At 42.7% G+C, this 23,849-nt stretch carries 26 protein-coding genes and 1 pseudogene; 13 read left to right on the top strand and 14 right to left on the bottom strand.

The features are described 5' to 3' along the window. The first annotated feature begins 283 nt into the window (after positions 1-283). A complete protein-coding gene (locus tag Q0852_RS00850; RefSeq protein ID WP_299013004.1) occupies positions 284-943 on the top strand; it encodes a response regulator transcription factor in 660 nt (219 codons plus the stop codon). Between the two features lie 40 nt (positions 944-983). On the opposite strand, the gene Q0852_RS00855 is transcribed toward Q0852_RS00850, so the two are convergent. The 4 genes from Q0852_RS00855 to Q0852_RS00870 all read right to left on the bottom strand — a co-directional run bounded on the left by Q0852_RS00855 (position 984) and on the right by Q0852_RS00870 (position 3,535). Continuing rightward, positions 984-1,247 (bottom strand): Lpp/OprI family alanine-zipper lipoprotein, encoded by a 264-nt coding sequence (locus Q0852_RS00855; protein ID WP_299013005.1) that lies wholly within the window; start codon positions 1,245-1,247, stop codon positions 984-986. 177 nt (positions 1,248-1,424) lie between these two features. Next, positions 1,425-2,015, bottom strand: a complete 591-nt coding sequence (locus Q0852_RS00860) for an SCO family protein (protein ID WP_299013006.1) — start codon at positions 2,013-2,015, stop codon at positions 1,425-1,427. Further along, the gene (locus Q0852_RS00865) at positions 2,012-2,473 is read right to left on the bottom strand and encodes a hypothetical protein (protein WP_299013007.1); all 462 of its coding nucleotides are present in this window, start codon (positions 2,471-2,473) and stop codon (positions 2,012-2,014) included. Before Q0852_RS00865 ends, Q0852_RS00860 begins: the two co-directional genes overlap by 4 nt. A gap of 150 nt (positions 2,474-2,623) precedes the next feature. Continuing rightward, positions 2,624-3,535: a DUF368 domain-containing protein gene (locus Q0852_RS00870; protein WP_299013008.1), complete on the bottom strand. Its 912-nt coding sequence runs from the start codon at positions 3,533-3,535 to the stop codon at positions 2,624-2,626. Between the two features lie 616 nt (positions 3,536-4,151). Between Q0852_RS00870 and Q0852_RS00875 the strand changes: the two genes are divergently transcribed. Continuing rightward, positions 4,152-4,550, top strand: a complete 399-nt coding sequence (locus Q0852_RS00875) for a VOC family protein (protein WP_299013010.1) — start codon at positions 4,152-4,154, stop codon at positions 4,548-4,550. Positions 4,551-4,632: 82 nt separating this feature from the next. On the opposite strand, the gene Q0852_RS00880 is transcribed toward Q0852_RS00875, so the two are convergent. Together Q0852_RS00880 and Q0852_RS00885 are read right to left on the bottom strand one after the other, a co-directional pair. Next, on the bottom strand, positions 4,633-4,797 hold the full coding sequence (locus tag Q0852_RS00880) for a hypothetical protein (protein WP_299013012.1): 165 nt from the start codon (positions 4,795-4,797) through the stop codon (positions 4,633-4,635). Positions 4,798-5,141: 344 nt separating this feature from the next. Further along, complete coding sequence (locus Q0852_RS00885; protein WP_299013014.1) at positions 5,142-5,453, bottom strand: DUF3081 family protein; 312 nt, start codon at positions 5,451-5,453, stop codon at positions 5,142-5,144. A 256-nt stretch (positions 5,454-5,709) separates the two neighbouring features. Between Q0852_RS00885 and Q0852_RS00890 the strand changes: the two genes are divergently transcribed. After that, positions 5,710-6,891, top strand: a complete 1,182-nt coding sequence (locus Q0852_RS00890) for an amino acid aminotransferase (protein WP_299013015.1) — start codon at positions 5,710-5,712, stop codon at positions 6,889-6,891. A gap of 3 nt (positions 6,892-6,894) precedes the next feature. On the opposite strand, the gene Q0852_RS00895 is transcribed toward Q0852_RS00890, so the two are convergent. The 4 genes and pseudogenes from Q0852_RS00895 to Q0852_RS00910 form a co-directional block, all read right to left on the bottom strand. Beyond that, positions 6,895-8,628: an ATP-binding protein gene (locus Q0852_RS00895; protein WP_299013017.1), complete on the bottom strand. Its 1,734-nt coding sequence runs from the start codon at positions 8,626-8,628 to the stop codon at positions 6,895-6,897. A 2-nt stretch (positions 8,629-8,630) separates the two neighbouring features. Next, positions 8,631-9,170 (bottom strand): heme NO-binding domain-containing protein, encoded by a 540-nt coding sequence (locus Q0852_RS00900; protein ID WP_299013019.1) that lies wholly within the window; start codon positions 9,168-9,170, stop codon positions 8,631-8,633. 165 nt (positions 9,171-9,335) lie between these two features. Next, on the bottom strand, positions 9,336-9,848 hold the full coding sequence (locus tag Q0852_RS00905) for a hypothetical protein (protein WP_299013020.1): 513 nt from the start codon (positions 9,846-9,848) through the stop codon (positions 9,336-9,338). Positions 9,849-9,930: 82 nt separating this feature from the next. Next, positions 9,931-10,332: pseudogene (locus Q0852_RS00910) on the bottom strand (nitroreductase family protein); the annotation flags it as partial. A 589-nt stretch (positions 10,333-10,921) separates the two neighbouring features. Between Q0852_RS00910 and Q0852_RS00915 the strand changes: the two are divergent. The 7 genes from Q0852_RS00915 to Q0852_RS00945 all read left to right on the top strand — a co-directional run bounded on the left by Q0852_RS00915 (position 10,922) and on the right by Q0852_RS00945 (position 16,107). Beyond that, positions 10,922-11,953, top strand: coding sequence for a sensor histidine kinase (locus Q0852_RS00915; RefSeq protein WP_299013021.1), 1,032 nt, complete (start codon positions 10,922-10,924; stop codon positions 11,951-11,953). Further along, positions 11,953-12,747, top strand: a complete 795-nt coding sequence (locus Q0852_RS00920; protein ID WP_299013022.1) for a LytTR family DNA-binding domain-containing protein — start codon at positions 11,953-11,955, stop codon at positions 12,745-12,747. Before Q0852_RS00915 ends, Q0852_RS00920 begins: the two co-directional genes overlap by 1 nt. Before the next feature lie 275 nt (positions 12,748-13,022). Beyond that, on the top strand, positions 13,023-13,745 hold the full coding sequence (locus Q0852_RS00925) for an ABC transporter ATP-binding protein (RefSeq protein ID WP_299013023.1): 723 nt from the start codon (positions 13,023-13,025) through the stop codon (positions 13,743-13,745). After that, positions 13,733-14,299, top strand: a complete 567-nt coding sequence (locus Q0852_RS00930; protein WP_299013025.1) for a hypothetical protein — start codon at positions 13,733-13,735, stop codon at positions 14,297-14,299. Before Q0852_RS00925 ends, Q0852_RS00930 begins: the two co-directional genes overlap by 13 nt. A 176-nt stretch (positions 14,300-14,475) precedes the next feature. Then, positions 14,476-15,264, top strand: coding sequence for a hypothetical protein (locus Q0852_RS00935; RefSeq protein WP_299013028.1), 789 nt, complete (start codon positions 14,476-14,478; stop codon positions 15,262-15,264). 193 nt (positions 15,265-15,457) lie between these two features. Further along, on the top strand, positions 15,458-15,943 hold the full coding sequence (locus tag Q0852_RS00940; RefSeq protein WP_299013029.1) for an acyl-CoA thioesterase: 486 nt from the start codon (positions 15,458-15,460) through the stop codon (positions 15,941-15,943). Positions 15,944-15,975: 32 nt separating this feature from the next. Continuing rightward, positions 15,976-16,107: a DUF6363 domain-containing protein gene (locus Q0852_RS00945; protein ID WP_299013030.1), complete on the top strand. Its 132-nt coding sequence runs from the start codon at positions 15,976-15,978 to the stop codon at positions 16,105-16,107. Positions 16,108-16,206: 99 nt separating this feature from the next. On the opposite strand, the gene Q0852_RS00950 is transcribed toward Q0852_RS00945, so the two are convergent. Then, positions 16,207-16,689, bottom strand: a complete 483-nt coding sequence (locus tag Q0852_RS00950; protein ID WP_299013031.1) for a GreA/GreB family elongation factor — start codon at positions 16,687-16,689, stop codon at positions 16,207-16,209. A gap of 116 nt (positions 16,690-16,805) precedes the next feature. Between Q0852_RS00950 and Q0852_RS00955 the strand changes: the two genes are divergently transcribed. The 3 genes from Q0852_RS00955 (at position 16,806) to Q0852_RS00965 (ending at position 19,931) form a co-directional block, all read left to right on the top strand. Continuing rightward, on the top strand, positions 16,806-17,351 hold the full coding sequence (locus Q0852_RS00955) for a peptide-methionine (S)-S-oxide reductase (RefSeq protein WP_299013032.1): 546 nt from the start codon (positions 16,806-16,808) through the stop codon (positions 17,349-17,351). 200 nt (positions 17,352-17,551) lie between these two features. Further along, positions 17,552-17,914, top strand: coding sequence for a cupin domain-containing protein (locus tag Q0852_RS00960; RefSeq protein WP_299013033.1), 363 nt, complete (start codon positions 17,552-17,554; stop codon positions 17,912-17,914). Positions 17,915-18,353: 439 nt separating this feature from the next. Continuing rightward, a complete protein-coding gene (locus Q0852_RS00965) occupies positions 18,354-19,931 on the top strand; it encodes a BCCT family transporter (protein WP_299013034.1) in 1,578 nt (525 codons plus the stop codon). 68 nt (positions 19,932-19,999) lie between these two features. Here Q0852_RS00965 and Q0852_RS00970 read toward each other — a convergent pair whose 3' ends face one another. The 3 genes from Q0852_RS00970 to Q0852_RS00980 all read right to left on the bottom strand — a co-directional run bounded on the left by Q0852_RS00970 (position 20,000) and on the right by Q0852_RS00980 (position 23,486). After that, a complete protein-coding gene (locus Q0852_RS00970) occupies positions 20,000-20,740 on the bottom strand; it encodes a 3'-5' exonuclease (RefSeq protein ID WP_299013036.1) in 741 nt (246 codons plus the stop codon). Continuing rightward, positions 20,740-22,620 (bottom strand): DUF294 nucleotidyltransferase-like domain-containing protein, encoded by a 1,881-nt coding sequence (locus Q0852_RS00975; RefSeq protein WP_299013037.1) that lies wholly within the window; start codon positions 22,618-22,620, stop codon positions 20,740-20,742. The genes Q0852_RS00970 and Q0852_RS00975 overlap by 1 nt, the downstream gene beginning before the upstream one ends. Before the next feature lie 122 nt (positions 22,621-22,742). Next, a complete protein-coding gene (locus Q0852_RS00980; RefSeq protein WP_299013038.1) occupies positions 22,743-23,486 on the bottom strand; it encodes a helix-turn-helix transcriptional regulator in 744 nt (247 codons plus the stop codon). Positions 23,487-23,849 lie beyond the last annotated feature (363 nt).

Raw genomic sequence — 23,849 nt, forward strand, 5'->3', positions numbered from 1 at the left:
AGTAAATGGATTGAAAAATGTTGTCAGACCTCTTGTCTACAGTGCTTGATTTTAAGAAGAAAAGGGTCTTCATGCTTCTTTGTGATATTTATAAGATAAAGGTTATCGGGAGAGCCTGGCATGGTTTCTATTACGGTGAGGTGTTTTTGTAACTTTTGCTCAAACTATAAACAGTTGGACGTGGAAATGGGTACATCTCGCTGTGCAACCTGATGTCAGTTATTGCAGGGGAAATTAATATTGTTAATAATGCGAATGGTTTTTATTATTGTGTGAATAAATCGTGTCCCAGATCCTGATTGTTGATGATGATATTCAGCTTTGCACACTTCTTCAGGAGGTGCTGACTGAAGAGGGTTTTGATGTTCATTGTGAGCATTGTGGTGAGAGTGGCCTTGCATATATGCAGAATCATGCTATCGATCTTGTTCTGCTTGATGTCATGTTGCTAAATATTGATGGTTTGCAGGTGGCGCGTCGTATTTGCCAGCGATTTGCGACGCCGATATTAATGTTAACGGCGTTAGGTGATGAACCCTCAATGCTTGAGGGGTTACAGGCCGGCGCTGATAATTATTTGGCAAAACCATTCCGTGTACCTGAGCTATTAGCCCGGATTACGGTAATACTGCGAAGGGTTGGCCTGGAGCGCCAGCGGCAGAGTATTAATCATTGTCAATCATCATTGACTGAGCGAATTGCTCGTTTACCCCTTACAGGTACTGAGTTTGAATTACTGGAGTATTTGCTAAAGAACAATGGTGTTGTGGTTTCTAAGGCTGAGCTGCAAAAAGAGGTTCTAAAAAAAGAGCTGAGCCCGTTTGATCGCAACCTGGATATGCATGTCAGTAATATTCGCCGAAAGATGGTGAAATCTGGTTTGTCTAAACAGCATATCAAAACTGTTCGCGGGAAAGGGTATAGCTTTATTGACCTAGTTTAAAATGAAAAAAGTGGCGCAGCTTGCGCCACTTTTTTCAGTTTTACTTACTGTATGAACTAGCGATATTATCAATACGCTGGTTCGCACGCATTGCTTCTTGGTAGGCAGCGTCAGAAGCAGCACGAGCATCATTAACTGCACCTGCCATTTGATCTTGCTGACTCTGTAAAGCACCTACCTGATCTGAGAGCATATCAACTTTGTTAGTCAGTTGTTGCAATTGCTCTGCTTGCTCTGAGCTAGTACAGCCCATTAGTGTCGCACTCAGAATAATTCCGGTAAGGATAGATAATGAACGGTTCATTTTTCTTTCTTCTCCTTTATTTGCCACTACAAACCGAGTGTTAAAATGTGTCAGTCGGCAGAATTAGTATGGCATATGTTGCTCAAATTTCTTCCTAATTCACCTATCTATCTGTAAAAACAACTCTCAAAATCGAGAAATAAGATAATCACAGACTTAAATACGCGGATTTAGATTTTATGTAGGAGATTCAGTGAGCAGGCGCTCAATAGCCTCAACCAGAATTGCCGGATTTAAGGTGTGTTGGACTTTTTCAACCAAGGTGCCATCTGGTTTTAGGAAATAGAAGTAGGAACTGTGGTCAACGGCATATTCTAGGGCTGAATTTTCTAATTCTGTACGTTGATAAAGAACACCATATTGTTCAGCTAATGCTTTAGTTTGCTCTGCGGTTCCTGTCATACCGATAATGTTTTGATTAAAGTACTGGGCGTATTGCGCGCTTTTTTCCGGTGTATCCCGTTCTGGATCTAAGGTAATAAAAATAGGCCAGAGTCTGCCTAGCTGCTCTTTGTTGATGGTTTTGAGTGCGGCAGACAGTACAGCAAGAGAAGTCGGACACACATCAGGGCAGTGAGTATAGCCAAAGTAAATAACGCGAAGGCGGGAATCTTCTGCATCATAGAGATTAACGGTTTGTTGCCCGCTTTCCAGTAAATTGATGGGTGAAGTTGGTGATGTGGCCGCAGGGGAATCGGCGTCGACAACGATACGGGTGATAACGCCGGCTGTAAGAGCTAAGGCTAAAACAATCCATTGAAATTTCACTTTTCCATCCTTAATGAGACGTAAATTGGCTCAATTTGTTCTGCATTTGAAACGGGCTTAATACTGCCTTTCCAGGTCATTGCATTTGAGGTACAAAATGGAAGAAGCAGCTCACCGGTGAAGTGCTTACTGGTAACTCGAGATAATTTTAGCTGATATACCCCCATCATCATTTCGTGACCTTCAAGGGAAAGCAATAAGCTTTCGGTGCTTGGTGGAAGATCTGGCCATAAAACTCGAATTTCAGTTTCTCGCATCGGATGGATCTTGTCGCTAGAAAGCGTGATGACGGCATTTTTTTGTTTACAGCCTTTTATATTTAGCACGCAATATTCAGAGATATTTCGTTCATGCAGCGTTGGTTGGGTAACAAGGCTGGTAAGTTGAAAGGCGCTGAAACCGACAAGGAAGGCAATCAAAAGCTTAGCAATTGCGGGCCAAGTTGATCGATTTGTCATGAGGTTATCTCTGTTTGTTGCGATTTTGTAATCATAACATTGGTAATGGAAAATCAATCAGTTGGCTGATGGTTTTGTGAGGGGAGTTTGCGAAAGAGGGGTCATTGCGAGTTCGTTGCCCTGTTAGGGACAGGGCAACGTATTAACTAGTTACTTTTCAGCGACTTTTTCTAACCCCCAGACAAGGGCGATGCCAAGGATCATGGCTGCGATAGCGTAGGCTAATAGTGCTGGCTGCCCGGTGATTTGTTCAAAGCTGAAAGGCGATAGGTTTCGCTCCAGAAGCGGGACCTGCTCACCGCTGGAGTTGATTCGCCAGGTTAACGTTTCTTTCCATGGCCAGATTTTTCCAAGAGTACCTAGCATTAATCCGGTTAGAAATGTCAGGGTAATATCCCGGTGGTGGCGGATTGCCCATGAAAGAGCATGGGAAAAGGTGAGTAGGCCAAAAACACAACCTGTAGCAAATGTTGCCAGAGTAATAATGTCGACCGATTTAGCAGCGGCAAGAATTGGGCTGTACATACCCAACAGGAGTAGGATGAAGCTGCCCGAAATTCCTGGCAGGATCATGGCACAGATAGCAATTGAACCAGCTATCAAAATATTGAGAGAAGTTGGTTCAAGGTTGAGTGGGTGGAGTACCGTAATTCCATAGGCAAAACAGGCTCCAGCCAGAACTGAAGCAAAGCGGTTGGCCTTCCAATGCTTTACTTGTTTGAACATATGGTTTACTGAAACGATGATCAGCCCGAAGAAGAAAGACCATAGCGGAATTGGATGGGTATGTAACATCCAAGTGATGAAGCGAGCCAGGGTAAAAATACTGGTAAGGATGCCCGATAGCAGTAAGATTAGGAATGTACCGTTAATATGTTCGAAAGCGGCTTTGAAGCCGTCTCTTTTGATGATACCGATAAGGTTTGGATTAACTCGGCGAATACTTTCTAGCAGGGTATCGTAAATTCCTGTAATAAAAGCAATCGTCCCACCTGACACGCCTGGTACAACATCAGCGGCACCCATTGCCATGCCTTTTAAAAAGGTAAAAACTTTACTCATGGTTTTCCGTATACTTCATTGGTAAATAGCAGAATTTGACAGCATTATAACGTGTTGGTGTGAAAAAAACGTATTGATAGCTGATACGTCGCTGAATATAGCATTGATTTTGCCATTTATATCAATGTTATTAGTCAATTACGTTATTTACAGAAAAAAGGCATATAACCAGAAGACTTTGCTTGGGAAAATCTACAGTGTGAGTTGCGAGCTGAGTCTGAACGTCGAGTTTTAGCCTTTTGTGATGCGATAAATTGACAGTACTAACATGATTATTCATAAGATAATGTTGTTCTGACTTTTTAGGTCTCACATAAACAAACTGCTCGTTCGAGTATCATTGGTGTTTGAACAAGCGATATATGTTTGATGAGAGTTATTTTGCTGCCCGAAATTGTGCATTGAGCAACAAAGCTAACATAGATTTTAGATTAAATTATCTAATGACTTGACGATATGGCGAATAGCTGTGAGAGTATATGTATATCAAACCTTATGTATATGTGGTGTGAGAGCTCACACTTAAAAGCAAAGGTTGAATAGATATTCGGATTGAATTTAAAACAATAACTTTGTAACTATCGCTGCGGAATTATTTTCAAAGGATGATACGGCTATGATACCTAGAGACGCGACACTCCGTGTTGTCAGACCTACCGACAATCTTTATCAAATTACATCTATGTATAGCAAAGCCCTCGGCTTTGAAATGCTTAAGCAGTTTAAAGGTCTTGATGGTTTTGATGGGGTTGTATTAGGTCACCAAAAACATGCATATCATATAGAGTTTGTTCACCAACATGGTATTACTGCTGGTAAGGCGCCGACTCAGGATAACTTAATGGTCTTTTACATTGACTGTAGTCGTGTATGGGAGCGTGCTTGCCGCAATATGATTGATGCAGGTTTTAATGTAGTTGAATCCAACAATCCATATTGGGAGAATGTCGGTAAAACATTTGAAGACATTGACGGCTATCGAGTGGTATTGCAAAACATGGATTGGGACCGCTAATTGTAAGCTGCCGATATGAAGTGTTCGAAACAAAAAGCTCAGGCAAAAGGCCTGAGTTTTTTGTTTATAGGGACTGATGGTTTTAGCGCTTTGCCATGCTTGTGTAGGCGGACTTAAACATCAGAGCAAAACCTTCTTGTGATAATTCTTTGGCTGTCATTTGTGCGGCATTCAAGCGCCGGTAACATTCACCTAAAGCTGCAATGACTATATCGAGTTCGTTTTTATTGAGGTTTTTAATATTCATATTGCTCACTTCCTGATTAAGGCAGTAACAGTGACTAATATATGTCGAATGTTTGGTCTTAACTATAATGATGACGATACAATGCTCATTATGAACGCAAACTGAACGGCATGTGATTAGGTTTTGTCCTTGTTTGATGATGGTAATAGGTTATTGATTTTCAATGTTTACTGTGTCAGGTGACTGTAAAATCAAAGATTAATCTTTTGTTTATTTAGTGGCAGAACAGGCAGGTGCTGGGCTGTAATTATAAATAAGCCCAGTACCATGATTGAAAGTTATCGTTGTGGGTGTTTTGAGGTTTTTAAATTATTACCATTGAATATGATTAGACCAGCTTACACTTAGTATCTTTTATCTATTTCCATTAGTTTGTGAAGGAACTCTTGAATCTGCACTTCGTTATTATTGTGAAAATCTGCAGTTGTTTGATTGATGACCCCTTCAGGATCTTCATTAGCGGTATGGAAGTGATAAGTGTTATGGAAATTTATATCTAGGCTGACATTACTATCAGCAAGATTGACGTAGTAACCGTCAGGATTCTCTGTACAGGTAACATCCTCCAGCTTCATTCCCAGCTCTGTTGGTTTTCCTTGCGTTTTAATTTTTTCGTAAACGCTCAGTAATGTACGCATATCGACATTATTTTTCATTACTACCTCCACCCCAAGTTCAGTTGCTGATGCATTGAAACTTATGCCTTCATTACTAAATTTAGGCATTGCGTAGGTAGCTGCAAGTTAAGTTGCTGGAATGTTAACGATGATCAATGTTTATGCCTGATATGGTTCTCATTTTTGCTAAAAAAACCAGATGATAGTGTTGATATTTTTATTTGTTTCAACGTGATTTTTAAAGAGGTAAGTGATAGGTTGATGAAATGAAGAGCCACTAAATGGAATTAATTTAATGTTTAAGCAGCTAACCGAAGCTCCGCTCGATCCTATTTTGTCGCTTTCAGTCGCTTACCGAGAAGACTCTCGGGCTAACAAAATGGATTTAGGCATTGGGGTGTACCGAAATAGTGAAGGTGATACACCAATTATGAAAGCGGTTCATTTGGCTGAGCAACAGTTACTGGATACGCAGACCACCAAATCATATGTAGGATTGGCAGGCAATGAAGTCTTTAACCAGTCGATGATGGATCAACTGCTGACCGGTACAACTGCACATTCGCGAGCAGCCGCTGTACAGACTCCTGGTGCAAGCGGAGCGCTTCGCATGTTGGCCGATCTGCTTTATATCGCTCAGCCAGATACTACGGTATGGATTTCTAATCCGAGTTACGTTAACCATAGGCCTGTAATGGAAGCGGCCGGGCTGAAAGTGAAGTATTACCCTTATTTTGACTCTGTGACAAAGCAGGTTAATAGCCAGGCAATGTTGACAGAATTGGCCAAAGCCGGGCCGAAGGATGTGGTGTTACTTCATGGTTGTTGTCATAACCCAACGGGCGCCGATATTTCATTTGCTGATTGGCAGGCAGTGACAGAACTGGCAAATAAGAATGGTTTTCTGCCATTTGTAGATATTGCTTATCAGGGATTTGGTGATGGGCTGGAGCAAGATGCGGCTGGCTTGCAGCATATGGCAGATAATATTGAGGAGCTAATTATTGCAACCTCGTGTTCGAAAAATTTCGGCCTTTATCGTGAGCGTACCGGCGCTGCAATTGTGGTAGGAGACAGCCTTAAGCATGCGCAGAAAGCCAAAGGGCGTATTATGACCCTTGCGCGATCGACCTATACCATGCCGCCTGATCATGGCGCGGCATTGGTGGCGACTATTCTTTCTGACGATGCAATGACACAACTTTGGAAGCAAGAACTTGATGAGATGAATCAACGTTTGCTGAACTTACGAGCTGGCTTGACTAAGGCTATTAGAACTCAGGGCTCCGATAATTTTGATTTTATTGAACACCATAAAGGAATGTTCTCTGTGACAGGGTTAAGTCCCGAGCAAATTACACGGCTAAGGGAAGATTTCGGGATCTATGCTGTTAGCGATGGACGGATCAACATCGCAGGCCTTCAAGAACAGCAACTGGATTATCTCGCAAATGCTCTGATAACAGTTTCGAAATAGATATCAACCTGGGGGGCAGTTGGCTCCCCATTTTTCCAGCATCTCTCTTAGTTCCTGTGATTGATATGGTTTGCAAAGAATATCGTCCATGCCTGCTGAAATGCAATCTTCACGTTCAGCGGAGGTCGTCCCTGCGGTTAAAGCCAAAATTGGTTTTGAATAACCGTTTTCACGAAGTTTACGTGTCGCACAGTAACCATCCATAACCGGCATCCGGCAATCCATCAGGATGACATCAAATGGTTGTTTGCTGAGAATATCGAGAGCCTGCTGCCCATTATCGGCAATGGTAGGGGATACGCCCATTTTACTGAGCATGAGTTTGATGAGCATTTGATTGGTCTTTAGATCCTCAACCACCAAGACGTTAAGCGATCCTAGTTTTGGTAACGAGGTAGATAAGCGGCTATCGTTTTCAATTTTGGCTCTATGTATTTTTAAAGGCAGGCTAACCGTAAATGTAGCTCCTTTACCGCAGTCGCTTTCAAGTTGAATTTTCCCGCTCATTTGCTCGGACAGCTGTTTACAAATGGCAAGGCCTAGCCCTGTACCTTCATGAATGCGTTTACTTGAAAGGTCAACCTGGCTGAATGGTTTGAAAAGCTTAAAGTGTTCATCTTTGGCTATACCGCAACCTGAGTCATTGACAGTAAAAAGTAAATTTTCATCATGCCATTCGAGCTCTACTGACACATGGCCTTTAGACGTGAACTTAATGGCATTGCCAATTAGGTTTACATATATCTGTTTGATCCGGTCTTCATCACCGATTAACCAGCGCGGAACTGTGTTATTACAAGTAATCTTAAATGAAAGTTGTTTTTCCGAAGCGCGTAGTTGGAAAATATCTTCCAGCATTCGTGCCATATTGTGGCAGTCGAATGGTTTTTCAATCAGCTCTAGCATACCTGCGTTGATTTTACTGAAATCAAGCAAGTCATTAATGATTGCCCGAAGTAGCTCTCCTGAGTGGTTGAGTGTATTGAGTAACTTTTGTTGTTGTGGTGTTAAGCGGGTATCATCAAGTAGTTCTGCGGAGCCTAAAACGCCGTTTAGAGGGGTTCGGAGCTCATGGTTGATCATTGCCAGAAATTCTCGGGCGGCTTGCTCGGAAGCTTCTGCTCGATTTCTAGCTGTTATGGCTTCTTCCAGGGTGAGTTGCCGGCGGATGGATGTCCGCAGCATTTCGCTGAATAACGTGATATGTTTTTGGATAGTCTGCAGCCAAGAACCTGATGCTTTCATCCGGGTGGCAAAATATCCGTTTACGGTTTGGTTGCTATCGAGCGAAATCCATAAAATACCTTCATCATTGTCCCAATACGTTTTTTGTTTACTGAGTTGTTCTGGGCGTAACCATTGCTGTCGACGGCCAGAAGCATAGCAGATGTTAATGCCGACATCCGGTGTACAGAATATTTCGATACAGCAAGCTGTGACAGAAATACCGTCTACCAGCGAATCGGCAAGTTCCTGAATGAGTTGTTCAGATGGAGGGAGCTTTAGGAAAAGCCGCCCGTATTCAACAAGCATGGTTTCGATTTTGGCTTGGTATGCCAATAACTCAGAGTTAACCTCTGCTCTTGCTCTGAGTTTTTCCATGGATGTTTCGAGTAGTTTTTTCGCATTAAATAGCTCATGGCTTTTTAGTTCGAGTAGCTTTTCAGCTTCTTTTCGGGCTGCTTTTTCTCGCTGTAGCTTTTTTTCAAGCAAAGCAATATGTACTTCCTGATCCATACTTACTCCGCGATTAAATCAAGGTTAAATCTGACGTGACTCTGCTCTTTATTCATGGGTTCCATGCTAACTTGGAGTTGTTGGTTAAAGTGCTTAGCACAGCCTTTGATAAGACCAAGGCAGACATGGGACATACAGCGTGCAGATTTATAGTCCATGATTAGTTGGGTTGATGTTTGTGACAGAAAATCAAATTTTGGCGGAGTTGCATCGGGGTAGAGTTTTTTGACCTCGGTATGAATATGGCTTTCGACATTTCTAATGAAGCTAAAAGTATCGTGGTGTTGCGGTTTTATTGCTGGTAGGGTTTTCAAGAGGCGAATGAACACAGCCTCGCCATAGATTTCTTGTAAATTTTCTGCAGGGACGCCGGTAATTTTGCTGAGTGAGACGATCAATTTTACAAGCGAGCGGTGGTCGTAACTGCCAACCGCTGTATAGACCCCGTCATCTATCGCTTTATCTAGCATTTCCTGGCAAACATCTAATCCAAATGCACTTTCGACGATTTCTAAGAATTCTGTAAAAATGATTCCTTTCACGTCAATTCCTTTCTAACTCTGTCCTTTGAATTAGTATGGTAAGGGAACCAAGTCGCGTCAAAAAGCAATAACAAAGAATGGGTTATTGACAGATATTTTTTATGGGAATGTTATCAAGCGCCAGAAATTTACGAGGTTTTTCTGGCGTTTGCAAGATGGGGGGGGTTAATAACGGCAAAGCACTAACGAATTACCTTCATTAGCTATCATCGTCATTAGGCTATTCTCCATTTCAGAAATGAGTTCTTGTTGATTTGCTAAGGGGAGAGCATGAACATCTGAAATAAGCGCAATATTGCTGTCTGACTGGAAAATCATTCCGCAAGCTGCTGGTTTTCCATTGAAAAAACCGACGTACAGTTGAGCCGGAGAGCCTTCTTCAAACATAATTTGTGTCAGGTATTCGAGTACCGCTTCTTTTTCTTCTTCTTCGTTTTGCCATTTGCTGGCCAGAACCAATGAGTAGCGGATCGTGAGAGGGTGGCAGTCAACGGGATAAATCGAGAGAGAGTTCGAAGTTGCACCAGAAATAGATGATACCAGTTCGCAGGACTGTTGCTGGGATTGATAAAGTGCAAGTCCTTTTTCACTAAGCGGTGTGGGAAATTCCGCTTCGGTAATATGACTGGCCATCCAGGTGTTTTTTAAATTGATGAGTTGTTCAATCTGTGACTGCATATCATCTTTTCTTTATTGGGCTTACCCACACCTTAACCTAATTAACATCGAGAAGGTATGGGCTGGAAGGTTAAGTGGTTAATTAATGACTAATAATATCTTGATTATCGACACGATGCCTGTCACTGTAAATTCCTTCTTCAGTCCGTTTGCCACAACTGATTATCATCGTGATTTCTGCTTGGCTAGAGAGTCCAAGAAGTTTCTTAGCTCGTTTGGAATCAAAGCCTTCCATTGGGCAGGTGTCATAACCTTCGGCACGCATAGCTGTCATGAATGTCATTGCTGCTAGTGAGCTGCTTTTATGCAGGCATACCCTGAGATCACTTTTGCTAACTTCACGTACCATTGGCTTATTGATACCTAGGATAGTACTTAGGAATTTGCGGGCAACACCGAATATGCCGAATCGGTCATTGCGATAAACAAAAGGGATCAGTTTTTCATAATACTTTAAGGCGCGCTTGGCGGTCAAATTCAGTCGCTTGGTCGTACTTTCGGACTGAACGGCGTGAATGAACAAGTTCTTTAAACTGGCTTTGAGCATTTGGCATTGGTGACTTTAATTCTTATTTGACTAGGTTTGACGCAATCATATCAACCAAGTCGATTGAGGCAAATAGTCTTAGGCGACAAATGGGATATACTATTTGTCGCTTTTATTTACCGTTTGTTCAAGTTATTGGCAATTTATCACAAGACTAGTGAAATATAGTTCATAGCAGCTAATCTAAGTATCGTTAGGAACGATATGTTTTGTCCTAATGCTAGAGAGCACTATGGAATTGAATGTCAACATTTTCTCCTTGGCTGCTCTGAATATGTGAACTTATACCGCGAACGTTTTCATGATATCTGGCGAAAAGTTCCTTGGCCGCTGAACTTTTTCATGAGCATATTCAGGCAGCTTACTTTACATTTGCAGAAAATCGAACTGTCGCTATCTCTGCATTGTAATCACATCTTAAGTTTGTCTTAACCCCCATAACTGAAGTAATCGACTCAATTGCTTGTGTGATTTCTGTATAATCCACTGATTTTATATGTTGCTAGTTATGTGTTGTGGTACTTAAATGGATCGTAAAAACTCAAATAATACGGTTAGGGATATTTTTATTAGTATCTTTTTTTGTATTGGTATTGCGTTGATTACCTACATGATTAAAGGGGGGGCGTTTAGTCGCCATCTGATAATTGCATTTGGCTATGGCGGAATTTGCAATGCGATTAGCCTGATGCTGCGGCATTACTCACCGTCTTGGCGCTCATCAATACACTTTATGATAGTGGTTGGTGGTACGCTGGTTTTAGGGACATTACATGCCATCTTATGGTCGGTATGGTATCGAACCCAGGGAGGTGTAAGCGAATTATTAACCCTTGTTAGTTTTGCTCTGTTTTTTTTAACTCTGATTTATTACGTCTTTTATAGCAGGGAAAAGGCTCTGCTTTATGAAAATAAGCTCCGTCAGGCAAGATTGCATCAGGCAGAGCAGGAAAAAGCGTTAGTGGTGAGCCAGCTCCAGGTACTTCAAAGTCAGATAGAGCCTCATTTTCTTTTTAATACATTAGCAAACTTGCAGGTGCTAATTGATGCAGACCCAAGTAAAGCTAAGTTACTACTTGTTCAGTTGACTGAATTATTAAGGATTAGTTTGAAAAAGAGCCGACGTGAATGGATCATGCTGGGGGACGAAATAGAGCTGTTGGATGCCTACCTGGGTATTCAGTCGATGAGGCTCGGTGAACGGCTCTCATATCGGATAGTGGTTGAGCATGGTGTCGATAAGTACTGGAATATCCCTCCTCATATGTTACAGCCGTTGGTTGAAAATGCCGTATATCATGGGATAGAGCCGCTTCAAGAAGGCGGTGAGATAGCAATCTTCATGTCCAGCCTAAATGGTCGGCTACTTGTTGAAATCAAAGATAATGGTGTTGGTTTTAGTGGCGAATCTTTTCAGCAAGGCCATGGCGTAAGTTTGGATAATATCCGCCAGCGATTAAAAGCGCTCTATGGTGATCAAGCCTATTTATCTATTTCTGCGCCAGAAGGGAGCGGCGTAACTACGAAGATTGAGCTCACTCCGGGAGACTACATGTAATGATGGAACAATTAACTATCACAGCCATTATCGCTGATGACGAACCTCTGTTACGTCACCATTTGAATTATTCTCTGGCTGATGTATGGCCGCAACTGGATGTCGTTGCAAGTGAATCGGATGGTAAGGCAGCATTGGAAAGTATTAAGTTGTTACAGCCTGATATTGCCTTTTTAGATATTCGTATGCCGGGGCTAGATGGTATATCGGTAGCGAAGGCATTGAGAAAACTAGATAGGATACCCGTGATTGTATTTATCACAGCCTATGATGAGTACGCGATTCAGGCGTTTGAAGAGCATGCGTTCGATTATCTGCTTAAACCATTGAATGAAAAACGCCTGATGACAACCTGTGAGCGTATTAAGGCGTTTTTAGTTGCAGTGAGAGCCGGGGAGAGTGAAAAGAAAACCGGTGCCGTTGATGCGATTGAACGCTTGGTCGCTAGGATCCAGACGCCGCCAAATCGTTATCTTCGCTGGATCAAGGCAAGTAAAGGCGATGATATTTGCCTTGTGTCTGTTGATGATGTCAATTACCTGAAAGCAGAAGATAAGTACGTTAGCGTCTATACAAGCGATAATGAATATGTTATTAGTACGCCGCTAAAGGAGCTGATTAAGCAGTTGGACCCAGATACATTTTGGCAAATACACCGTGCGACAATCGTTAGGGTTGAGGCGATTGAGCGTGTTAAGCGCGACTTTACCGGAAGAATGTATGTTCATCTCAATGAAGGAAGTACAAAACTTGCAGTGAGCCGGAATGCTCAGGGGCTGTTTAAGCAAATGTAAAGTCATTCATTTTTCTGTTTATCACTCTATATTCCATTCATCTTGTTCAGTCACCATTTATCGCATCGTGTGGTACTCGCTTTTATTCGTAGTTAATCTAGGCCCAAATAAAGCACAGTACTTAAGTTCAGGATGGCCCGAGAGTGTTACAGGAATAACCTTGAGGGGGAGCAAAGGTGCTAAAAAATTTAATAGCAACGTCAGTTGGCAATTAGAGAGTACCTCTTTGGACACATAGGTATATAGGTATATAGGCCTGTCTGCGAGGAGGGCCGATGATAGAGTTTCAGAGGATACAAAAAAAATATGGCCCCAATGTGCTTGCAGGCGAGGCGCTAAAGGGTGTCGATGGAAGAATAGATAACGGAGAAGCGGTTGCTCTTTATGGCCCGTCAGGCGCAGGAAAAAGCGCATTATTGAATATTTGCGGTTTGTTGGACTGTGACTATAAAGGTCGAGTTATTATTGGTGATAATGCAATAACGAAGACTGCAGAATATACCTTGTTAATTCGGCGAAGAAGCGTTGGTCATATTATGCCTGGTTTTAGTTTGGTGCCAACGTATACTGTTTCTGAGAATATTGAATTTCCATTGTTACTGAATAATGTCTCAAAAAAAGAAAGAGATAATTTGATCGCTGATATGCTGGCGAGGCTTAATATAGAGTGTTATGCCCGTTTCAGACCGGAACAGTTAAATTCAGAGATAACGTTGCGTGTTCTTATCGCGAGGGCATTTATTCATCGACCGAGTGCGGTCGTGTTAGATGAACTGCCTAAGAAAGTTGGTGAATCAGAAATGCTTGATACCTTGTCTATTATTAAGCAACTTTCGGATGAATTTGGTACTGCTGTACTTGCAGCGACCAGCAACTCGTCAGTTGCTGATATGTGTGACCGGAAGATACATTTGTGTAATGGTCATATTGTTGAGCATATACCAGTATCTGTTATTCAGCGGAGCGTACTAGCTGAGGCCTTGCCATGGGGACGTTAGCCTTGCCGTTCTTACTAATGAAAAGTCGATTGTTTACCAATTGGCACAGCGGCATAGTGGCATCAGTGTTTGTAAGTTGTACCGCTTTGATTTTATTGATGGTGCTTATTTGGCTTGATTGGGTGATTGAGTTAGCTAATGACCCGCTTAGTTTGATATTTATTTCATGTTTGATTGTTATTTGCTGCCTAGTACTTGTGGTTATGCTGTTCTATCACATAAGTCGAATTATTACCTGCAATGCTAAATTGAGTGTTGCTGAGTTATATGCATTTAAGATCATGGGATTAACTCAGAAGGAACTGTTATTAGTCTTGGCTATTAAAACTGCACTTGTAACAAGTCTCGGGTTGTTATTTGCAGTAGGTATTATTCAACTCTTTCAAAGAGTCTTTAGTACAGTTATTTATGAGACACTGTTAGAACATCCGTATCAATTCTTTGGCTTTTCCCTGGATTGGTTGAGTTTGGGTTACATGACGATCTTGATATTGAGTTTTATATCTATGATTTCAGAACTGAATTCTATTAAGAAAGTACGAGTTTCTGGTTAATATCAGCTTAATATTTATGGGAGTGTCGCACTTATATTAACTGTTGAATTATGAAATAGAAGTACGTAACGAAGTTGAAACAGTTTTTGATTCTTCATGAAATTTTATACGCCAAATCTGACATTTTAGTCTATTAATTTGTATGCATTTTAAACAAATTTCAGGGAGAACGATGGATGGACTGTGAACCAAATAAAAGTGCTTTTATACCACCGCTTTCAACTATGTCGGGTGATGATTATTTAAAGCAAATACAGATAGTTACTTTGCTAGGGAGAGCCGTGGAAGCAATAACGGTTAATCAGGTTCAGCTGCTAATGAAGGGAAGCCATAATCAAACAGCATGGATGTTTGAGCAAATAGATAACAGCTTTGAGCATGCAAGTAAGTCTGTTGATGAGCGTTTGTGCTTTCCTTTTGATGTTATGGATTATGCTAGCCGGAAAGTCACAGATAACTGGCGAACCTTTATGGGCATGGCGACATCTGCTGAACAAGAACTGTCAGAACAGATTGAAAGCCAAAATAAACTGTATTCACAAACAGAGAAACAGTTAAAAAAAGAATTAGCAGAATTAACAAGAAGCATCTTGGATAAAGAGAAGGTGCTAGATGAACAGCAATCAAGAGTTGAAAAGGAACAAAAAGCGAAGCAAACGGTTCAGCGTTCGCAGCGGAAGCTAAAGGCTGAGCTTGAAGCTAGTCGGGAGGAGGTTGTTAAGTTAAGAGCTCAGATAGAAGCAACAGTGGAGAGATACGATCAAAAAGTGTCAGAAAATTCATTACTACAGACACAAATAAAGCAAGAAGCACAGAAAAATAATTCTGAAGCGGAACAATTGGCCAGAAAGATTGAGGCCATGACTGCAGAACAAGAAATACTACTTGCCGAGAAAGACGGCTTAAGCAAACGTATAGAAGAGCTTCAACAGTTGATGGAGCAACCTTCAAACTATACCGAATAACAACTCTTTCACTTTCGTTCAAAGCGCCTCGCTCACAGGGCGCTTTTTTTTGCCAAAGATAAAGGTGATATAAAACAGACTATGAACCTGAGAAGCCTGATTAATATTTGGGTTTATATAAGGTAAAGATAGTGTGTTTGATCTAGAAGCTTATATGATAATTAAGTAACGCTAATGATTTAGGAGTTGCCATATGAGCGGTGGTCAACGTGAAGTGACTTTGAGGTTTCTGGCAGAGCCGGGGGATGTCAACTTTGGCGGTAAGGTTCATGGTGGTGCTGTCATGAAATGGATCGATCTCGCGGCTTATGCTTGTGCCGCAGGCTGGAGCGGTCAGTATTGTATTACTGCTTATGCCGGGGGGATTCGATTTGTAGCACCAATCCATGTCGGCAATCTTGTTGAAGTTGGTGCCAAGGTGATTTACACCGGAACATCTTCTATGCATATAGCAATAGACGTTCAGGCGAGTGACCCTAAAACCCTTGAAAGGCGACTGACTACACATTGCATTGTCATCATGGTTGCTGTTGATGAGTTCGGTAAGCCAAGTCAGGTTCCTGAATGGATCCCACGGTCAGAGGAAGATAAACATTTGCGCGATTCGGCAATAAAGCTGATGAATATGCGTAAGGAAATTGGTGAAGAAATGGAAGCTCACGTTAAGTATATGAAATAAAGTTATCTGATTCTTCAATATTGGCAGAAGCGATGATCAAACGTGCAGATAATTACAATAGTGCGATTGATTTTATCGAAAACCCGCCAGCCGATTGTACTTTGGAAGTGATTGCGCCGCAAAACAGCTTTGCTGTCGGCCGTATAAACGACCGACTTGAATAAGCTCAATGCTGGTTATCAATTAGGAATAGAGGCTAGCTTTCTAGGTACTACATAGATTGAATTTCTTAGACTATGGAGAGTTTGGCTGTTGGGTTAAGCTCAGAAGATCGCAACGATTTCGAAAGTTTTACGTTCGTGACCGATATACACTTCAACTTCATCATCAATGTGTTGCTCCGACAGCGCTTGTCCAAGTGGTGCTGATGGCGTCACGATACTGATGGCTATCCCGTCGAACGTTAGTTTCAGGCCGCCGGCTGCTGGGCCGAGGAAAATATATTTCTCCTTATCCTCCTCATCAACTAACTGGACAAGGCATCCAATAGTGACTTTATCATCCTCAGAAAATGTTCTTGGCTTTAGTTGGGCATATTTTGTTAGTTCGTCTTCGCATTCGGCAACGCGTTGGGCCTGTCCCTGGGCAAGGTAAGAGGCTTCAAGGCTTAGGGTATCGTACTGATGCTCTGGTGCATTTTCTTCGTGCGTGGCGGTTTCATAAGCGCGTGTTGCTGCATCCACTGCAGATTGGTGTACCTTTTTTAGCTCATCTACAATGTGTTTGAGTAACTGCGATTTATCCATCGTTAAACGCTCAATGAATTAAGTGAAGAATGCATCGTACATTAATAACGGCTTAATTTCATATTATGAAACGCCGATGAGTACGAATCCGTTGAACTCAGTTAGGTGTCGCAGTTATGCAAAAAGTTGGTTTGGGTGGTAGCTGTTATTGGTGTACTGAAGCGATTTTTCGTTCATTGGCTGGTGTTGTTAGTGTTTCTCAAGGCTGGCTGAAATCGAGAGAACATGACTCTTTCGCTGAAGGTGTCATCGTCGAATACGATGAGGCGATTATTAATTTGTATGCGATTATTCAAATTCACTTACATACTCATAGTTCTACGTCTGCCCATGGATTACGGGAAAAATATCGCTCAGCTATTTATGTATACAGTTTGGCGCAGCAGCAGAAAGCGAAGGGGTGCTTATTTAAACTGCAGCAGGAGTTTTCTCAGCCGTTGGTAACCCAAGTGCTTGAATATCAATCCTATGAGCCATCTGAAGCTGAATATCATGATTATTACTACGCTGATCCGGCAAAACCGTTTTGTACGAATTTGATCACTCCGAAATTGCAAGAGTTACTTAATAGGTTCGGAGACAGGGTTTCAGATGATGCTCGAAAGGTCATAGAGTATCAGGGTAGTAAGAGATACGAGGGCGATGGATATTCCGGAGGTTGAAGGGAAGGGCGAGCCAGTGCTCGCCTTCTGTTTAGTAGTGGTTGCGCTGTGAAGTTGTCTGATGGCGTATAGCTCCTGGTTACAGCGTCACTGATAGGGTTGGCCGAATGTATCTTTGTCGGCGAGAACTTTTTTTTTGCTCTACAGTATTCAAGGGGCACGTGTGCCTGTTTTTATCTAAATTGCAAGGAGGCTAGTCAATGACAAAAGGTTCGGTGAAATATTGGAATGCGCTATCAGAATCGAATCATTACCGCTGGCATGCTGTCGAGGGGACTGACGGTATGATTGAGCAAGTTACATTGAGTAAGGATGACAGGACAGGTGATTACACTCGTCTTACTCGGTTTAAAGCCGGAGCCGATACAACACCGTTTGGTGCCAATCAGCATACCTATCCTGAAGAAGTCTTTATTGTTTTGGGGCGATTATATGATGAAACCAACAATACATGGTTAGAGCAGGGATACTACGCTAATCGTCTGCCTGGTGAAATTCATGGGCCGTTTCTATGTGAGCAGGAATGTATCGTATTGGAGATTTCGACACCAAGCCAAGCTTAACGCTAATATGTGTTTTCTTGCTAATGATAGATGGGGGTGAGCTTTAGGTTATTCGCCCATGTATTTCACTTCTTTCTGCAAAGTAGCCTGATAAGCTTGTATTTTTAGCCTTAAATGCTGTTTCAAACACCATCTTTCTTATGTTTTATATCAATTAGGTTATTGTTCTTTTGCTACAGTGAACCTGTTTGTTGCTGATTAACCTTTAGGGGAGTAACAATTTAGACATGGAATTATTTGTTAGAGAACGAAATATTATTTTGTAAATTTATCACTATTTTCTCTTTCATCCGCGTGAAAATTGGTTGTTTAATGCGCAAAAGACTATAAATATCAATTAAGCTTGACACTTTAGCTACAGAGATGGTTTTATCTATGCGTTCGAATATTATTTATAGAGCTAAATATTCTTGGCGAAATGTTCGCCGAGTAGGGTTCAATGATGAAAAAAGTTGATAAGTACAGTATAGATAATACTGACTATACGGTTGGGCAGGATAACATCCAGAAGTGGGGGTTTGACGTCCATAATCCGGTTTTTGGTACAAGTGCTGGCTTGATTGTTTTATTTTTGATTGCGGCGTTAATTAGTGATCCGGTAACGGCCAAAGCTGCCCTTAATGGGGTGAAAAACAGCATAATTAATAGCTTCGATGTTCTCTTTATCTGGTCAGGAAATATTTTTGTCATCTTCTGCCTGGCCCTCATCTTTTCTCCTTACGGAAAAATCAGAATTGGTGGTAAAGACGCTGAGGCGGACTATTCACGGACCTCCTGGCTGGCAATGTTGTTTGCTGCTGGTATGGGGATTGGTCTGATGTTCTGGAGCGTGGCTGAGCCCGTCGCTTATTATACCGGCTGGTACGAAACGCCACTGAATGTTGAGGCGAATACACCGGAAGCGATTAAAGTCGCTCTTGGCGCAACCATGTATCACTGGGGCTTCCACCCTTGGGCCATTTACGGTGTTGTAGCTCTTTCTCTTGCCTTCTTTGCTTATAACAAAGGTCTTCCTCTTTCCATTCGTTCTATTTTCTACCCGATGCTTGGTGACCGTGTATGGGGCTGGCCAGGTCATATCGTTGATATCTTCGCCGTTTTGGCGACGTTGTTTGGTTTGGCTACCTCTCTGGGGCTGGGCGCTCAACAGGCTGCAAGCGGTATTGAGCATGTGCTTGGTATCCAGAGTGATATTACCTTGCAGGTTGGTGTGATTGTCGTCGTTACTTTGCTGGCGGTAATTTCGGTTGCTCGTGGTATTGATGGTGGCGTTAAGCTGTTAAGTAATATCAACATGCTGGTGGCAATTGGTTTGTTGGTCTTTGTTGCTATGGTGGGTTTTGCCATCTCCATGGGCTCAATCCCGACTACGCTGGCAGGTTATGCAGAAAACTTCTTCGCGCTGAGTAACCCGCATGGTCGTGAGGACCAGACCTGGATGCATGGTTGGACTGTATTCTACTGGGCGTGGTGGATTTCATGGTCACCATTTGTCGGTATGTTTATCGCTCGTGTGTCTAAAGGACGTACCATCCGTGAGTTTATGATTGCGGTGCTGGTTGTTCCTACGTTGATCACTGTGGTTTGGATGTCTGTTTTTGGTGGTCAGGCAATTGATCAGATTATTAACGGTACTGGTGTTCTGGGTCAAAATGGCTTGACTTCCGTGCCGTTGGCGATGTTTGAAATGTTTGAATCTTTACCTTTCAGTAATTTGCTTTCAGTGACAGCCATTGTGTTGGTAATGGTATTCTTCATAACCTCTTCAGACTCAGGTTCTTTGGTGATCGATAACATTACTGCTGGTGGCAAGTTGGATTCACCTATGCCTCAACGTATCTTCTGGGCGGCAATTGAAGGTGCTATTGCTGCAGTGTTGCTGTATGTCGGTGGTACAGAGGCTATTGAGGCCTTGCAGGCTGGTGCAATTTCAACAGCATTGCCATTTACCATCATCTTGCTTCTGATGTGTGTCAGTTTGCTGATGGGCTTTAGTACAGAACGTTTTCGTGATTAATTGATTAATCATTAAGTACAAGTAAAAACGCCGCTGTAATCAGCGGCGTTTTTTTATGCTAATTGGTATTACTGCCAGATTTCCGATAAAGGTGTATCCGGTGAAAAGTAATAGGCTATCTGTGCTTGTAATAATTCTGCTGTCGCCAAGGCATCTGTCAGTGCATGGTGTGGTTGGTAAGCTGGCAGACCATATCGCTGCCGAGCTTTACCTAAGCGGACTGAGCCCGGTTTATTACCTTTTAGCCGATTCAAAAAACCGCCATAGAGGCGCTGCTGTATTGCGGACTCAATGGCAAGCGTATCAATAACCGGGAAGCGGATACCTTCATTTATTCTTGTCTTGAGTGCTCTGTCCATGAACTCGCGTTCGATTCTCTGGTAGTGGACCACGACAATTTTGCCCGCCAGAGCACCCAGAACTTCTTCCAGAATCCTGAGTAAATCAGGTGCTTCGCTGACGTCAGAATCCGTGATCCCGTGAATAACCACGGATTCTTCTTTTAATGGACGATGCGGGTTAACGACCCAATGTGCCGACTCACGACAACGGATACGATGAAGGTTGAACGGTACCAACCCGATACTGATAATTTCATCTTTCTTTGGATCCAACCCGGTGGTCTCAAAGTCGAGAGCAACAAATTCGACATCTTTCAATGGGGTATCGCCGCTAACAATCTCTGTGCTGTAGTAATGTTTTAATCGCGCATCTTTGGCATTACCAGCCAGTGTGGTATAGAAGGTTGACCAATCCGGCGTACTACGGGTATTAATCAGTGATTGGGTTTTACTGCTTTTGTTGTTCATTAGCGTCTATTGCCCTGATAGCGGAACTTAATGAAGTTCTGAGCATTACTAAGGATCTGGAATGCTGCCTTCAGGTTTCTGCGCTCGAAGTCAGACATGTTCTCCGGTTCGATACTGTTGTCCGCTTCGATACCGGCTTCAACATCCAAAGCCTGGTGGCGGATGCGAACCATGTAGATAAACTCCATCGCATCACGTAGGTCCTGACCTCGACCTTTCGGCAGGATTCCGGCTTCGATAATATCGTCGAGACGTTCGAATGAGTTTTGGGAGCGAGAGCCAACAGCAAGGGCGTGTACACGGATCAAATCCGCTAGCGGAGCTGTACCTCTGCGTTTCAAATTGATTGAGTTGTTGTGTTGTCCGTCTTTTTCCATCACGAAGTCTTTGAAAAAGCCCAGTGGTGGTGTGCGGCGAATAGCGTTGCGTGCCAGGCAGGCTAGGAAGCGGTTGTTCTTACGGGCGCGACGCAAAATAAAACTGTTAAGTTGTTCAGCCCATTTTTCACGTCCCCAGACTCCATCCAAGTCAAAGAAGATTGAGCTGTTAAGAAGGGCTTGAGGTTTTGGGTTATCGATCCAGTCGGCAAAACATTCTTCCCATTGTTGGCGGGTTTTGCGCCATTCCGGATTGGTCGCCATAATCTCACCTTGGCAATAGCTGTAACCACATGCGGCTAGCCCGTCACAAACAAAATTAGCAAGTTTAGAAAAATAATCGCCGTGTTTGCTTTCGTCATAGCTATTATCGAGAATCAGGGCATTATCTTGATCGGTCACAATCAGTTGTTCATCCCGAGCCATAGAGCCCATAGCAAGAAGGCAGTACGGGATAGGTGGTGGACCAAGTTCTTCTTCTGCCAACTCAGCCAGACGTTGTTTGAAGCTGCGGCCGATAACAGACATTGCACTGCCGACCATGTGTGAGTTGGCATCTTCATTAACCATACGGACAAAGCAGTCTTTAACTTGTTCTGATAGGGCCTTTAGGTCTTCTACTGTCTGTTGCTGGAAGATTGCGCTTACCAGCAACAAGCTACTTTGAGATTCATAACGCACGATATCTGTAAGGCCGATGATGCCAATCGGGCGTCTGTTTCGAAGGACAGGCAAGTGATGGACGTTATAACGCAGCATAGTAAGCATGGCTTCGAAAACGTAGGCGTTATAGTCAAGGGAAATGACTTCATTTGTCATCACTTCAGATACTGGTGCCGAGACATCAATACCACAGGCCAGAACTCGGGTACATAAGTCGCGGTCAGTAATAATACCGACAAGATGGTCACCGTCTTCGTCATCAGTATGGGCTTCAGGGTCGACAACCAGCAGGCATGAACTGCTGTCCTCTGCCATGGTTTGAGCGGCAACCTGAATAGATTCATCACGAGCGATCATCAGCGGATCCCTGGTTAGCAGGGTGCGGACTTTGGAGGTTGTAAGATCGTTGGCATCTGTCTGGTTGGAAACCACATTCCTTAAACGCGTGCTTTCTTCTACTTCAACAAAGTCAGCGAAGGAATCAAATTCATCGTAAAGGTTATTGAACACGTCTTCTGGGATACAGTAAACCAAGGTATCTTCGATGGCTTTGGCAGGCATACGAACGCGATTGTTCATCAGTAGACCCATCTGACCGAATAATGCACCTTTATCAATACGGTTGTAGAGTTCACCTTTACGTCGGTATATTTCAACTGCACCACTTCGTATCAGAAAAAGGTCTCGGATTTCATCACCAAAGTTCAGAATCATAGTACCGGCCCGGTAATAAGAGACTTCGATTTGCAACGCAACATGTTGCTGCGTTTCCTCCGGTAAAGAATCAAAGGGTGGGTATTGGCTAATAAAACCAAGAATTTCAAGCTGTTCTGCTTCCATTACAAGATCCGTTTTGGGGCAAATGATAAGTGGGCCTAATGGTGATAAGTATACCTTGATTGGTAAGGGGATGCTTTTATATTCAGCTCGTTAGAAGCTGATTGAAGGATTTGCGTTGTAAGTTAATCACCGCTGTAAATCTTATGCAGAAGTTGGTTCTGATGACGGCAGTCGGTTTTGCGTAGGATGCTTTTGATTTGCGACTTGGTTGTTTCTTTGGATACGCCCCGCATTTCAGTTACTTCACTGCCGTCATAACCCTGGGCTAGTAGGGAGACGACATGGTGTTCAGCTTGAGTCAGGATTTCCGGTAGTTTCATTATGCTTCTGCTTACAGGTGCTGAGCCGTACAGGTTTTCAAGCTTGTCGCGGGCGATGAAAAATTGGCACCAGGGAATCAGTTGGTCAAGCAGCTGCTGCATCAGCCGTTTGCTTTTATGGTTGAATGGCTGATGATAGCGGTGGAAGGTAATTGCCAGCATTTGACCGGGAGCAATAGGGTATAAGCCGCTGATCGAGTGGCGAATACCAAGGCGTGGCAGCATTTCTTCGCGGAACCAGCCGTCATGGATTTGCTTTAACGGCAGCATTTCCTGTAGTAATACCATTTGGCCGGATAAGGCATGGCTGAGGTAGTGTTTTAAATAAGCATCATCGTTGCTGTGGCGTAAATAGAACTGGTAGTCGCCTTCTTCAATACCATGTCGCAGCGTCCAGAATTTCCCCGAACGGGGAGGGCTTCCCCAGAAAAACAGGCTCAGGTCTGCTCCCAGGTGATCGCCGATTTGTTTGAGCACTTTGTTCAGTTCATCTTCTGTCTGGCCTGCTTCCAGTAAGGCTTGCACCCAGAGTCGTGTCCTGTCCATGTTATCAACCTAGCGGTATTTTAATTATTGTGTTTGTTGTTATTAGATTGGTAGATTTCAGCTTGTCGAGCAATTATTTCCTTTAAGGATGTGATCTAAACGAAAAAATATTTCCTTTTACTTTGAAGGTTGTTAATAAAATATATTAGGCGGGTGTCTAACCGTGGTGGAGGTGTAATCGTCAGGGCAGAATAGTGATTGTCATCGCCAAGAGTCCTGCAGGAAGGCTTGTTATTAATAACGTTGAAAATGTGATTCAGCATTTACTACGTGAAATTAAAAGAAGTTATTTTTCATTCGAGAATAACTGAATACTCATTAATGATATTGATAATGTGATCTTTTCATAAGATCTCAAACATA

The sequence above is a fragment of the uncultured Photobacterium sp. genome (assembly GCF_947502415.1).
Taxonomy (GTDB): domain Bacteria; phylum Pseudomonadota; class Gammaproteobacteria; order Enterobacterales; family Vibrionaceae; genus Photobacterium.

Bases quoted from the DNA above. Each gene is read 5' to 3' on its own strand.
- Q0852_RS00960 (WP_299013033.1), top strand. From the start codon at position 17,552: ATGACAAAAGGTTCGGTGAAATATTGGAATGCGCTATCAGAATCGAAT.
- Q0852_RS00865 (WP_299013007.1), bottom strand. From the start codon at position 2,473: ATGACAAATCGATCAACTTGGCCCGCAATTGCTAAGCTTTTGATTGCC.
- Q0852_RS00950 (WP_299013031.1), bottom strand. From the start codon at position 16,689: ATGGATAAATCGCAGTTACTCAAACACATTGTAGATGAGCTAAAAAAG.
- Q0852_RS00855 (WP_299013005.1), bottom strand. From the start codon at position 1,247: ATGAACCGTTCATTATCTATCCTTACCGGAATTATTCTGAGTGCGACA.
- Q0852_RS00940 (WP_299013029.1), top strand. From the start codon at position 15,458: ATGAGCGGTGGTCAACGTGAAGTGACTTTGAGGTTTCTGGCAGAGCCG.
- Q0852_RS00975 (WP_299013037.1), bottom strand. From the start codon at position 22,620: ATGGAAGCAGAACAGCTTGAAATTCTTGGTTTTATTAGCCAATACCCA.
- Q0852_RS00955 (WP_299013032.1), top strand. From the start codon at position 16,806: ATGCAAAAAGTTGGTTTGGGTGGTAGCTGTTATTGGTGTACTGAAGCG.
- Q0852_RS00930 (WP_299013025.1), top strand. From the start codon at position 13,733: ATGGGGACGTTAGCCTTGCCGTTCTTACTAATGAAAAGTCGATTGTTT.
- Q0852_RS00970 (WP_299013036.1), bottom strand. From the start codon at position 20,740: ATGAACAACAAAAGCAGTAAAACCCAATCACTGATTAATACCCGTAGT.
- Q0852_RS00965 (WP_299013034.1), top strand. From the start codon at position 18,354: ATGATGAAAAAAGTTGATAAGTACAGTATAGATAATACTGACTATACG.
- Q0852_RS00870 (WP_299013008.1), bottom strand. From the start codon at position 3,535: ATGAGTAAAGTTTTTACCTTTTTAAAAGGCATGGCAATGGGTGCCGCT.
- Q0852_RS00980 (WP_299013038.1), bottom strand. From the start codon at position 23,486: ATGGACAGGACACGACTCTGGGTGCAAGCCTTACTGGAAGCAGGCCAG.
- Q0852_RS00915 (WP_299013021.1), top strand. From the start codon at position 10,922: ATGGATCGTAAAAACTCAAATAATACGGTTAGGGATATTTTTATTAGT.
- Q0852_RS00895 (WP_299013017.1), bottom strand. From the start codon at position 8,628: ATGGATCAGGAAGTACATATTGCTTTGCTTGAAAAAAAGCTACAGCGA.
- Q0852_RS00920 (WP_299013022.1), top strand. From the start codon at position 11,953: ATGATGGAACAATTAACTATCACAGCCATTATCGCTGATGACGAACCT.
- Q0852_RS00945 (WP_299013030.1), top strand. From the start codon at position 15,976: ATGATCAAACGTGCAGATAATTACAATAGTGCGATTGATTTTATCGAA.
- Q0852_RS00905 (WP_299013020.1), bottom strand. From the start codon at position 9,848: ATGCAGTCACAGATTGAACAACTCATCAATTTAAAAAACACCTGGATG.
- Q0852_RS00875 (WP_299013010.1), top strand. From the start codon at position 4,152: ATGATACCTAGAGACGCGACACTCCGTGTTGTCAGACCTACCGACAAT.
- Q0852_RS00890 (WP_299013015.1), top strand. From the start codon at position 5,710: ATGTTTAAGCAGCTAACCGAAGCTCCGCTCGATCCTATTTTGTCGCTT.
- Q0852_RS00885 (WP_299013014.1), bottom strand. From the start codon at position 5,453: ATGAAAAATAATGTCGATATGCGTACATTACTGAGCGTTTACGAAAAA.
- Q0852_RS00880 (WP_299013012.1), bottom strand. From the start codon at position 4,797: ATGAATATTAAAAACCTCAATAAAAACGAACTCGATATAGTCATTGCA.
- Q0852_RS00935 (WP_299013028.1), top strand. From the start codon at position 14,476: ATGGACTGTGAACCAAATAAAAGTGCTTTTATACCACCGCTTTCAACT.
- Q0852_RS00925 (WP_299013023.1), top strand. From the start codon at position 13,023: ATGATAGAGTTTCAGAGGATACAAAAAAAATATGGCCCCAATGTGCTT.